Consider the following 12,049-nt stretch of genomic DNA (forward strand, 5'->3'; position numbering starts at 1 on the left):
GCACTCATCAGTGGCCGTAACGCTCGGCCCAGGCCGCTTCCAGCTTGAGCTGCCAGCTGGGGTGAGGCTCGGCCACCGCTTTGAAGCGCAGTGCCGGTTGCCCCTTGGCGGAGTCAGGCAGGGCATCGGCCCGCAGCACGCTGGGATCACCCCAGAAGGCCGGATTGGCTTTTCGTGCCTGCGCCGCCGGGCTCAGCAGGAAGTTGGCCACCACCTTGGCACCCGCACGGGCACTGGCGTTGAAGGGGATGGCGAGAAAATGGCTGTTGGTGAGCGCCCCTTTCTCCATGGCGACCGCTTCCACACTGGGGGGCAGGGCGCCAATCTGGGCAGCGCTCTGCGCCTCCTGCGGATTGAAGCTGATAGCCATGGCCAGTTCGCCATCATCGAGCAGTTGGCGGGTCTCGGCAGCGCTGGTAGGGAACAGTTTTCCCTTGCGCCAGAGTGCCGGATGCAGCTCATCGAGCCAGGCCCAGAGCGGGGCGGTGAGTTGGGTAAACTCGCTCTCGGTCGCTTCCCGATAGAGGGGGGCCGGGTCTGGCGTCAACTCCAGCAGGATCTGCTTGAGAAAACTGGAGCCATGGAACTGGGGCGGCTTGGGATAGGTGAAGCGACCGGGATGGGCCTTGACCCACGCCAGCAGGGCTGTTGCCGAGGTGGGCGCTCTGGCGACCTCCTCGGTGTCGACCATCAGATTGAGCTGGCCAATGCCCCAGGGGGCTTCAAGCCCTTCCACCGGCAGGGTGAAGTCCTCACTCACCGGCAGAGTGCTATCTACATGCGCCATGTTGGGCAGCTCGGCGGTAAAGGGAGCGCCGAGCAGCCCCTGCTCCTTGAGCGCCTTGAAGTTCTCGCCGTTGACCCAGAGCAGATCGATGGGGCCGCCAGCTTGCTTGCCCGCCTGCTTGTTGGCCAGCAACTGGCTGACGCTCTGGGCAATGTCATCCACCTTCACCTGCACCAGTTTGACCTGATAGTCGCGCGCCAGCTCCTGCCCGGCCCACACCAGATAGGCGTTGATCTCCGGGCTGCCGCCCCAGGCGTTGAAGTAGACGGTCTGTCCCTTCGCCTCCTCAAGGGTCCGTTGCCAGTTGTCATCAGGGCTGGCTAACAGCGGGCCGCTGGCCAGCAGTGGCAGGGCGCACAGCAGGGCGTTTAGCCGCTGTTTGAGCCGAGATCTGCAGTGTGAGTTGAGGTGTGAGCAGAGTTGTGAGAATGGCTTGAGCATAAACGTTTCCCTGATTGTCAGGCGCCACGGCGCCAGCGGTGATAACGGGCCAGCAACGCCAGCCCCCGGGTAGGCTGGTGGGCCCGTTTCCATTCACCCGCCACGTATTTGTTCCCCTCCATCAGGGTGGGGTAGGCGTGAATGGTGCCGAGGATCTTGCCTAGGCCGAGGCGGTGACGCATGGCGAGCACAAATTCGGCGATCCGTTCACCGGCGTGAGTGCCTACTATGGTGGCGCCAAGGATAGTATCTTTGCCCGGCACGGTCAGCACCTCGACAAAACCGTGGCGCTCTCCATCGGCGATGGCGCGATCCAGCTCGGCCAGCTCGAAGCGGGTCGCCTCGAAGGGGATCCTCTGCGCTTCGGCTTCCTTGCGATTGAGGCCGACCCGGGCAATCTCCGGCGTGGTGTAGGTGGCCGCCGGAATAACCCGATAGTCGGCCCGAAAGCGCTTGAACTGGCCAAACAGGGCATTTACTGCCGCATACCAGGCCTGATGGGCGGCGAAGTGGGTGAACTGGTAAGGGCCCGCTACGTCTCCCACCGCCAGTATGCTGGGGAAGTTGGTGGTGAGGAAGCCATCGACCGCTAGGGTGCCGCGGGGGGCAAGCTCGACCCCTAACGCTTCGAGCCCGAAGCCGCTCACATTGGCGACCCGTCCCAGTGCCAGCAGCAGTTGATCCCCTTCCACCACCTGTGTCTCATCGCCCCGGCGCAGTTGCAGCTGGATGGGGAGATCCCCCTCGGCTGCGGGCAGATAGTCGGCTCGTTCGGCGCGCCAGTCGGTGAGTAGCTGCACGCCATCTCGGCTCATCTGGCCGGCCAGGGCGTCGGCTACCTCCCGGTCTTCGCGGGGCAGCAGTTGCTCCGAGAGTTCCACTAAGGTCACGGGAATGCCGAGCAGGGCGAAGCTCTGAGCCAGCTCGCAGCCGATAGGACCACCGCCCAGCACCAGCAGGCGACGCGGCGGGGTGCGCAGCTGCCAGAGGCTATCCGAGGTGAGGTAAGGCACCTGATCCAGCCCCGGCAGCTTGGGCACCAGCGGCCGGGCGCCGGTGGCGATGACGATATGGCGGCTGGCAAGGCGCTGGCCGTTCACTTCTACCTCCCAGGGTGAGACCAGCCGCGCCTCTCCTTCGATGCACTCCACTCCAAGCCCCTGATAGCGTTCGATGGAGTCGTGTGGCTCGACCTCCTTGATAACTTCAGCCACCCGCTCCATCACGGCGGCAAAATCGGCGCGGGAGTGGCTTGGGCTAAAGCCCAGCTCGTCGGCTTTACGCTGCTCTGCGGCAAAGCGGGCGCTTCGGATCAATGCCTTGGAGGGGACGCAGCCGCTGTTGAGGCAATCGCCCCCCATCTTGTGCTTCTCGATGAGCGCCACCTTGGCCTTCACCGCTGCCGCGATATAGCTGGTGACCAACCCACCTGCACCTGCACCGATCACCAGCAGGTTGTAGTCATAGCGAGCGGGTTTACGGTAAGGGGCGAGCAGGCGCCGTTGGGCGAGGTGTGTGGTCAATTTCTTGACCAGCCAGGGCATCAGCCCCAGCAGGGTCAACGCGACCATCAGGCCGGGGGAGAGGATATTGCCGGTGCTGGTTAACTGGCCAAGCTCACTGCCCGCCAGCACATAGACGAAGGTGCCGGGCAGCATGCCAAGCTGGCTCACCCAGTAGTAGGTGCTGACTCTGATGGGGGTGAGCCCCATCAGCAGATTGACCAGAAAGAAGGGGAAGATGGGGATGAGGCGCAGGCTGAGCAGATAGAAGGCCCCCTCCTTCGCCATGCCGGACTGAAAGGTGGCCAGCTTGTCGCCAAAGCGGGCGGTGACCCAGTCGCGCAGAAGAAAACGGGCGCTGAGAAAGGCCAGGGTCGCGCCTATGGTGCTGGCGAAGGAGACCAGCAGCAGCCCCCAGGCGACGCCGAACACAGCGCTGCCACCCAGGGTGAGCAAGCTGGCGCCGGGCAGGGAGAGGGCTGTGCTCAGCACATAGATAAGCACGAACAGCAGGCTGGCCGAGACAAAGTGGCTGTCGACCCATTGCGCCACTGCCGCCTGCTGGGCCTGCAAGGCGTCCAGAGTGAGGTAACGGCCGAGATCGAGGGCAAAAAAGGCGCCGATAAGGCCCCCCATCACCAGTGCAAGCAGCAGGCGGGTCCGGTTCATCAGGCGTCCTTGCTGTCGGGCTTGGCGGGGCGTTCCGGCTGCACCGGCAGCTGGCAGAAGCCCTGCGGCGCGATATCGAGGGCGGCGTTGAACTTGGCCGACATGTTCTGGAAGGCGATAAGGCCGGTCAGTTCCACCATGGCATCGTCATCGAACCAGGGCTTGAGGCGGGCTGCCTGTTCATCGCTCACCCCATCGAGGCCAGTCATCGCTTCGGTGTAGTCGAGCACTGCTTTCTCCCGCTCGTCGAACAAGGGGCTTTCGCGCCACTTGGCTAGCGCCTCCACCTTCTCGCTTGAACCTGCTCTCTTTACCAGGGTCATGGCGTTGATGTCGACGCAAAAACGACACCAGTTGAGCTGGGAGACCCGCACCGTCACCAGCGAGCGCAGCACGGGATCGATGGGGGAGCGCTTGCGGTTGATGACGCCATAGAGGGTGGCGACGGCGGCAAAGAGGCGCGGCGAACGGCCCCAGCACTTGCCCGGAATAAGCACCTGACCATAGTTGCGCTTTTGCAGCCAGAAAAAGGGGCGGATAAACCAGGCATATTCCCGGTCGGGTTTGACCTCAACGCGCATCAGTTACCTTCTTGTTGTTTCACACTTACGGTTTCAAATTGGGTTTGTAGGCTTGGCCCAACCGCTCGTTCAGGCGGGTCAGGAAATCCTCGATCCGCTCCCGGTTGGTGCCCAGATCGCTTTGTCCCTGACGGGAGGCTGATCGCATATCGATGCGAGTCTCTTTGGGGCCGGCAAAGACCCGCAGCGCCACATCATCCTGAAAGCCGAACCAGCCGGTGGTGACCACTGCATCCAGGCCATCCGGGCTGGGTCGTACCTGCCAGCCCAGCTCCTGCATCAGCTCCTCAGCCTCGATGACCACCTCTTCGGGGGCGGTATGGGTAAAGAGAGGACCGGGATTTCTTTCAAATGCTTTCAGCGGGGCGTTATTAATTGGCAGCTCCTGCGCTGTTCTGAGCTCTGCCGCCCAGCGTAGCTGGGGGGGATTGTAGGGATCTGTGCTCACATCGTTGATCAGCGGCATGCGCAGCGCCTGTGCCACAAATGTCAGCGGCAGCAGCAGTGGCAAGACGCCAAGGCCGCTGGCGAAGCGGTTGCGGCTCCAGGGCAGGCGCACCAGCAAGATCAGGGAGACAAGGGCTCCGACGAGACAGATCGCAAAACCGATCCACCAGGGCCAGAGATGAAAGCGGCTGCCGAGGGCGCCAGCGAGCGGGAGTAACCAGGCCAGCAGGGGCCACAAGCAAGAGCGGGGCATAGCACGGGATCCATCGTCGAATGTGGACAATGCCGAGAAGGATAAACTTAATTACCTGATAACGTTAGTAAATTGATGAGAGTTTGGCGTGGTTTTGGTCAGTTTTGCGAGGGAGATGCAGAGGTCGGTGAAGCCCGCCTGAGGTGAGCTTCACCGAGAAGATGGTCAGTTGCGATGACTTAGTTGCGATAGAGCACTTTGATCAGATGAAAGCCGAACTTGGTGCGCACCGGCCCCAGCACCTTGAGCAGTTCACCCTTGAAGACGGCATCGTCAAATGCTTTCACCATATCTCCCTTGGAAAATTCTCCCAAATCGCCAAAACGCTTGCCTGAGGGACAGGTAGAGAAGCGCTTGGCCATCTGGCCGAAGTCGGCTCCCTTCTCGATCTTCTCCTTGATCTCCAGACACTGTTTTTCGGTCTTGACCAGAATGTGCTGGGCACAGGCTTTTTTCATCGGGGCGCTCCTGGGAGTGATGGCGAAGGTTGTTAACGCCAAGGGTGGTAGCAAATCGGGGCGCAAGAGTACCCCAATTTGCCACCGGCGTCAGCCATCACAGCCCGCCATTTACCGGCGCTCGTCAGCCCTGTTATTGGCGAGCGCGGGTGGCCAGCATGGCGCGGGGGCGCGCTTGCCAGATGATCTCCAGCCCGAGCAGGGCGTAGAGGCTCCAGATGGCCAGCGGATTGAGCCATTCACCCCCCAGTTGCAGGGTCATCAGGGCGCAACCTGCCAGCAGCAAGGTGATGCCCGGCAGCCGCAAGTGGACGGGCAGGGGGGCCAGCAGCGCCATCGCCAGCAAAATGCCGAGGCCAAACGGCAGGTTCAGGGCGGTAAAGGCCAGCGCCTGCTGGCCACTCATGCCGGTCAGCAGGGCCAGCAGGGCGCTGCAACAGGCGAGGAAGGTGATGAACTCGAGACGATCGGCAATATAGTCAGCCATCTGTTCGCTACGTGCATGCATGATGTGTCTCCTTCAGTTGATGGTTCAAGTGTGAGGGAGGGACGTTCGCAAAGGCAGCGGGATAATTCGATTGTGCTGAACGAGCAATTCTTAATCATCCGCTACGGCGGGCTTTGGCGTGTGCCGGGCCTGTTAAACGGTGAGGGTGGGGCTATGCCGACAAACTCTGTCGTGGTGGGTTTCTGGTTGCAAAGAGAGGAGGAGAGGTGACAAATGGTGCCTGATGGTGGGGTGAGCCTTATTCAGGGCAGATCAATTCGCTTCCATCGGGAAAGCGGGCGGCGTCATTGCCAGCAAAATGTGTGATTTGTGGTCAACCTCTTAAAAGATATGGTGAATTTGCCAATGGCGCCGCGCTGTCGCTGGCCGATGCCTATGTTAGGATAAGGTTCGCCATTTTTCTGGCGCGCATTTTTGTGTCACGGCCATGCACGGCATGGCGTGCTGCGCCGCATTCGGGGTTGGCCCGAAAGGGCGCTGGTTTCCTTCACCACAGATTCAGGAATATTGACCTTTGACAGGATGCATTTCATCCCTGCTGGCAGGGCGTTCACTGTCCGGCCCTGCGTTTCGCCGCGGCCTGCGGGTACTGGGTGTGGGCCTGTTGCTGTCGCTGCTGGCTTCGCCCGCGTTTGCCGCCAAGCTCACCTATCAGGTCAAGGGGTTGAAAGGGGAGAACAAGGATAACGTTGAAGCCTACCTCAATGCCCTGCCGGTCTATCAGGAGCGGCAATACCGCCCGGCCCGTGCAAAAATTACCGAGAGCGTGCAAAAGGCGCTGCAGGTTTATGGCTACTACCAGCCGAAAATCACCCTGAGTCGCGACAAGAAAACCCCGTCCAAAGTGGTGATTGAGGTGGACAAGGGGGAGCCGGTCATCGTCTCCCGCCTCGATATTCTGCTGGAGGGGGATGCGGGCAGCGACGAGCTTTACAGCGCCCTGCTGGACAAGTTGCCCCTCAAAGAGGGGGAGCCCCTCAATCACGCCAAATATGAATCCATCAAGGCGGATCTGGGCAGCCTCGGGCTGGCCCGTGGTTACTTTGATGCCAAGCTGAGCAAGAGTCAGGTCAAGGTGTTCCCGGACAAGGGGACGGCGGAGATCTTTATTCTGTTCGAATCGGGCCATCGCTACCGTTTTGGCGAGATCCGCTACGATGCCACTCCCGAAGCGCTTCACCTTATTCGCCCGCTTATCAACATCAAGAGCGGCGATCCCTATCTCGCCATCCGTCTGGCCGAGATGTCGCAGGATGTCTCCTCCACCAAGCTGTTCCGTCAGGTCGATATCAAGCCGGTATTGAGCGAGGCGAGCAACTATCGGGTACCCATCGCGGTGACGCTGGATAACCGGGTCGATCACGAAATCGAGACAGGTATCGGTTACGCCACCGACGTAGGGCCGCGGATGAGTGCCACCTGGGAGAAGCCCTGGGTCAACCGCTATGGCCACCGTCTGTTTGCCACCGCCAAGGTGTCGGCGCCGGAGGCAGAGCTCAGCTTCGACTACCAGATCCCGGTGGGTAACCCGCTGCGGGACTACTACTCCATCCAGACCGGCTACCAGTACAAGGACAACAACGATACCCGCTCCGATCTCACTACCATCGGTGTGCACCGCTGGACGCGACGGCCGGAGAGCTGGGATCGGGACGTCTTTATCCGGCTGGAGAACGAGATCTATACCCAGGGCGCCGACGAGGGGAACAGCTTGCTGCTGATCCCCGGGGTCTCCTGGTCCCGACTGCGGGTGCGCGGCACTCTGGTGCCCGATTGGGGGGATCGCCAGCAGCTGACGCTGGAGTTCTCCGATCCCAGATGGGGCTCCGACATCAGCTTTATGCGGGTGTGGGGACGCAGCAAGTGGCTGCGAACTCTTGGCGATAACCACAGATTCCTGATGCGGGCCGAGCAGGGGGCCATTATAGGTGACAGCTTCTCGCTGGTGCCGCCGTCCTTGCGCTTCTTTACCGGTGGCGATCAGACAGTGCGCGGCTTTGGTTATGAGAGCATCTCCCCCACCGGGCCGGATGGCAAGCTGACCGGTGGCCGCTACACCAGCGTGGCCAGTCTGGAATACAACTACCGCTTCAGCGAGAAGTGGCTGGGGGCCATGTTTGTGGATGGCGGCACCTCAACCACCGATTACAGCGAGCCTTGGAAAATAGGTACCGGCGTCGGTGTGCGCTGGGTCACCCCCATCGGCCAGGTCAGGCTGGATCTGGCGGTCGGGGTATCGGAGGAGGACAAGCCCTTGCGGCTGCATTTCGCACTGGGGCCTGAATTATGATGTTGTCTAAACGCTTTTTTCTTTGGCCGCTGCGGCTGTATCTTTCGCGGGGGTCTGCATTGTGATCTGGCTAAAACGCATCTTTCTCTGGCTGATGGGGCTGGTGTTCCTGCTGCTCATCGGCGTCAGCCTGCTGGGCTTTACCCATCAGGGCAACAAGTGGTTGTGGCAACAGGCCAAGGGGGCGCTGCCTTCCCTCAAGGGGGAGCTGGTTGCCGGTCAGCTTGGCTATGGCTGGACCCTGGAAGGGGCCGGCTGGCAGGATGAGCTGGTGGATGTCACGGTGGATCGCGCCGTGCTCGACTGGGATCTGGGCAAGTTGCTGCAGGGCAAGCTCTGGATAAAATCCCTGGCGGTGAACCATCCGGTGGTCAAGGTAGCCGACTCCGAGCCTGCGCCGGAAGAGCCTTCCGAACCCTTTGTCTGGCACCCGCTGCCACTCAAGATCCAGGTCGACAGCCTCAAGGTGGCCGATCTCGATCTGGCGGTGCCCGGTGTTGCCGTGACCCTGGGGTCCCTCGATATCGGCGCCACCCTCAACCGCAAGGGGCTGATTGTACGCGGCCCGGTGCTTGATAACCTGACGGTGACGCTGGATGACGCGGCACCCGCCAGCGCAGCCAAATCTGCCAAGCAGCCAGCCGCTAACGAGAAGCAAGCCGGTGCTGCGGTGGCGCGCAACGACAAGGCCAGCGCCGAGACAGCCAAACAGGGCAAAGGGGCGCCAGCTGCAAATACGGCAAAGGCTGCCCCCATTCTCCTGCCCGCCATTCATCTTCCTTTCCCCATCAAGCTGGAAGGGGTCAGCGCGACCCGGGTGCAATATAAGCAGGGCGAGTTGATCGAAGGGCTCGACAGGTTGCTGCTGTCGGCCACTGCTGCCGACGATCGCATCGAGGTGCGCGAGCTCTCGCTGCGCCACGCCATGGCCGATCTGGCGCTCAATGGCCACATTCAGCTAAGTGATGACTACCCGCTGGCGGTGACCCTGGATGCCAAGGCCCGCAAGGGACTGCTGGATGGCGAGCTGCAAGGGGAGCAGGCCACGCTGGCGCTGAGCGGTTCGGTCGGCAAGCTGGGGTTGGCGTTGTCGGCCAAGGGGCCGGTCGCCGCCAATCTCAGGGGCTCGCTGGCCGCCCTCGACCCGGATCTCCCTTTTGATCTGGCCCTCGACTGGAAGAGCCTCGGCTGGCCATTTCATAAGCCTGCCAAAGATGAGCCGAGCTATCGGCTGGACAAAGGGAGCCTGACTGCCAAGGGCAAGCTCTCCGGCTACCAGTTTGCCCTCAATACCTCCGGCAAGGGGACCGATGTGCCCCCCTTCAAGCTTGCGCTGGACGGGAAGGGGGATCTGGAGCGGCTCAGCAAGATCGCCTTGCAGCTCAATGCCCTCAAGGGGGAGCTCAAGCTCGATGGCAAGCTCGCCTGGAACAAGGGGATCGAGTGGCAGGGAACCACCATGTTCAAGGGGATCAATCCGGCCGAGCTGCTGCCCGAGCTGAAAGGGACGCTGGCCGGTGAGCTGGAGAGCCGTTTCGTGATGAACGAAGCGGGCCACTGGGAGCTGAAACTGCCCAAGCTCAAGGTGGATGGCAAACTCAACCAGTACCCGCTGGCCCTCAAGGGGGAGCTTAGCGGCAACGACAAGATGGAGTGGCTGATCCCGGCGCTCTCGCTGCAAAGTGGCCCCAACCAGTTGCAGGCCAAGGGCAGTATCAGCAGCGCCCAGTGGAGGCTCGATGCCAACCTGCAGGCTCCCCAGCTGGGGGGCATCTATCCTGGCCTGAAAGGGGATATCAAGGGACAGGTGAAGGTCAGTGGCAATCAGCAGACGCCAAAAATCGATGCGGATCTGGCCTCCGACCGGCTCTACTATGCCGGCACCGACCTGAAGGGCATTAGTCTCAAGGGCAATGCGGTGATCGGCGCCAAACCGGCCGGTGAGCTCGCGTTGTTGGTGGCGCAGCTGAAACAGGGGGATACCAAGCTCAGCCAGCTTGCCCTGAACCTCAGCGGCGATATCAGTCAGCATCTGTTGACCCTGACCATGAAGGGTGACCCTGTTGCCGCCAACCTCAAACTGGGTGGCGGCGTGCGCGGGGATCACTGGCGCGGGGCGCTCTCCGAGTTGCGGCTGAAAACCCCGCTGCGCCGTTGGGACTTGAGCTCCCCCTGGGCACTGGATCTCGATCTGCCGCGTCAGCGGCTGGCGATGGGGGATCTCTGCCTCGGCTCCCAGGGGGCCAGCCTCTGCGTCAAGGGGAGTCAGGTTTCCGCTTCCCAGGGGACTCTGGAGTTTGCCCTGAGCGAGTTTGATCTCAAGCGGCTGCGCCCCTGGTTGCCTGACAACTTCCGCTGGCAGGCGATGCTCTCGGCCGATGGCCGCGCCAGCTGGCGTGGCAATCAGCCGACCCTGCATGCGGTGGTGCGTACCACACCGGGCACTTTTGTGGCAGATGGTCTCAAGACTGATTATCAGCAGCTGGCTCTGGCCCTGGATTTCGAGCGGCAGCAGGCGGCCATTCGCCTCGATTTTGCCTCCAAGCAGATCGGCAATATCGATACCGATCTGCTGATCAGGGAGCCTGCCGGTCGCGGTCTGCTCGGCGGTCAGCTCAAGTTTGACGACCTCAAGCTTAATACCTTTGCGCCGCTCATCCCTGAGGTGCGCTCCCTGCAAGGGATCATCTCCGCCGATGCCCGCTTCGACGGCACCCTGGCGGCGCCCCTGCTGTTTGGCCAGCTCAACCTGCGTGACGGTGAAGTGCAGACTCACTCCGACATGGTGACCCTGACCAAGCTGGTGACCCGCCTCAAGATCGAGGGCAACCGCGCCGAGCTCGATGGCTCCATGCTGGTGGGCAAGGGGCCGCTGGCGTTGGGCGGCTGGCTCAGCTGGGCCAAGATGCCGGTCAGCGGCAGTCTCACCATTCAGGGTAAGGATCTGGAGGCGCAATATCCGGGCATGGGCCGGGTCAGAGTCTCGCCCGATATCGCGGTGTCGCTGGGGGAGGAGACCCGGATTACCGGTCAGGTGGATATTCCCTGGGCGCGCATTCTGGTCAAGAGTCTGCCGGATTCGGCGGTGGCGGTCTCCGACGATGTGACTGTGGTCTATGACGATCTGCCCCCTGCTCCCAAGCAGGCAAGTCTGCCGCTGGCGATGAAGGTGGCGATCCGCCTTGGCAACGATGTGAAGCTTGATGCCATGGGACTGAAGACCGATGTCTCCGGCGGTCTCAATATCCGTCAGGATCCCGAGAAACCGCTGGCAGGCAACGGCCAGCTGGTGCTGACCAACGGCCGCTTCAAGGCCTATGGTCAGAACCTCATCATCAAGGAGGGGCGGATCCTCTTCTCCGGTCCGCTGGATCGGCCCTTCCTCAACATCGAGGCCAACCGGGATCCCGATACCATAGAAGGTCAGGTGACGGTCGGGGTGCGGGTGACCGGCCCTGCCAGCAAGCCGGAGATCACTGTCTACTCCGAACCGCAGATGGCGCAGTCGGAACAGCTCTCCTATCTGCTGCGCGGCAAAGGGTTGCAGACCGGCGGTGAGGATGGCGGTTTCAACGGCCTGCTGGTAGCCGGCGCGGTGAGTCAGGCCAACGGCGTGGTGTCGAGCATCGGCGAGTCGCTGGGGATGAGCGATGTCTCCCTCGATACGGCGGGCAGTGGTGACAACACCCAGGTGACTCTGTCTGCATATCTGCTGCCGGGCCTGCAGTTCCAGTACGGGGTCGGGGTCTTCAGCCCCATCGCCGAGTTCAAGCTGCGCTACGAGGTATTGCCACGGCTCTATCTGCAGGCGATGAGCGGGGTGGCTCAGGCGGTCGATATCTTCTATCGCTTTACTCTGTAACGCTTCATCCCGTAACAGGGCTGATATGAATCTAAACGGGAGGCGCAGGCCTCCCGTTTTGTATTGCTCGATCGGCCGCGGGCAAGCCGTGATAAAGGTTGGCAGTGCAGAGGGAGAATGAATTGCGATGGGCCAAAAATGCGAAAACCCGGCACTAGGCCGGGTTTTCTGAATGATGGTGGAGGGAGAAGGATTCGAACCTTCGAAGGCAGAGCCGTCAGATTTACAGTCTGATCCCTTTGGCCGCTCGG

At 61.8% G+C, this 12,049-nt stretch carries 8 protein-coding genes; 2 read left to right on the forward strand and 6 right to left on the reverse strand.

Going from position 1 to position 12,049, the window contains the following annotated elements; translation table 11 throughout:
* Positions 1-7 precede the first annotated feature (7 nt).
* The 6 genes from G5137_RS10015 to G5137_RS10040 all read right to left on the reverse strand — a co-directional run bounded on the left by G5137_RS10015 (position 8) and on the right by G5137_RS10040 (position 5,646).
* Positions 8-1,228: an ABC transporter substrate-binding protein gene (locus G5137_RS10015; RefSeq protein ID WP_421255323.1), complete on the reverse strand. Its 1,221-nt coding sequence runs from the start codon at positions 1,226-1,228 to the stop codon at positions 8-10.
* Between the two features lie 17 nt (positions 1,229-1,245).
* Positions 1,246-3,399: an FAD-dependent oxidoreductase gene (locus G5137_RS10020; RefSeq protein ID WP_421255324.1), complete on the reverse strand. Its 2,154-nt coding sequence runs from the start codon at positions 3,397-3,399 to the stop codon at positions 1,246-1,248.
* On the reverse strand, positions 3,399-3,980 hold the full coding sequence (locus tag G5137_RS10025; RefSeq protein WP_042052696.1) for a carboxymuconolactone decarboxylase family protein: 582 nt from the start codon (positions 3,978-3,980) through the stop codon (positions 3,399-3,401). Before G5137_RS10025 ends, G5137_RS10020 begins: the two co-directional genes overlap by 1 nt.
* Positions 3,981-4,005: 25 nt before the next feature.
* The gene (locus G5137_RS10030; protein ID WP_042052697.1) at positions 4,006-4,680 is read right to left on the reverse strand and encodes a DUF1499 domain-containing protein; all 675 of its coding nucleotides are present in this window, start codon (positions 4,678-4,680) and stop codon (positions 4,006-4,008) included.
* A 179-nt stretch (positions 4,681-4,859) separates the two neighbouring features.
* Complete coding sequence (locus tag G5137_RS10035) at positions 4,860-5,138, reverse strand: peptidylprolyl isomerase (RefSeq protein ID WP_040066119.1); 279 nt, start codon at positions 5,136-5,138, stop codon at positions 4,860-4,862.
* A gap of 133 nt (positions 5,139-5,271) precedes the next feature.
* Complete coding sequence (locus G5137_RS10040) at positions 5,272-5,646, reverse strand: hypothetical protein (protein ID WP_042052698.1); 375 nt, start codon at positions 5,644-5,646, stop codon at positions 5,272-5,274.
* A gap of 514 nt (positions 5,647-6,160) precedes the next feature.
* Here G5137_RS10040 and G5137_RS10045 point away from each other — a divergent pair.
* Complete coding sequence (locus G5137_RS10045) at positions 6,161-7,936, forward strand: autotransporter assembly complex protein TamA (RefSeq protein WP_005334265.1); 1,776 nt, start codon at positions 6,161-6,163, stop codon at positions 7,934-7,936.
* A gap of 61 nt (positions 7,937-7,997) precedes the next feature.
* Positions 7,998-11,798 carry a translocation/assembly module TamB domain-containing protein gene (locus G5137_RS10050; protein ID WP_421255325.1) on the forward strand — a complete coding sequence of 1,267 codons (3,801 nt, stop codon included), beginning with the start codon at positions 7,998-8,000 and terminating at the stop codon, positions 11,796-11,798.
* The last annotated feature ends 251 nt before the right edge of the window (positions 11,799-12,049 follow it).

It is taken from the genome of Aeromonas sp. 600282 (assembly GCF_049175755.1).
GTDB lineage: Bacteria > Pseudomonadota > Gammaproteobacteria > Enterobacterales > Aeromonadaceae > Aeromonas > Aeromonas veronii_A.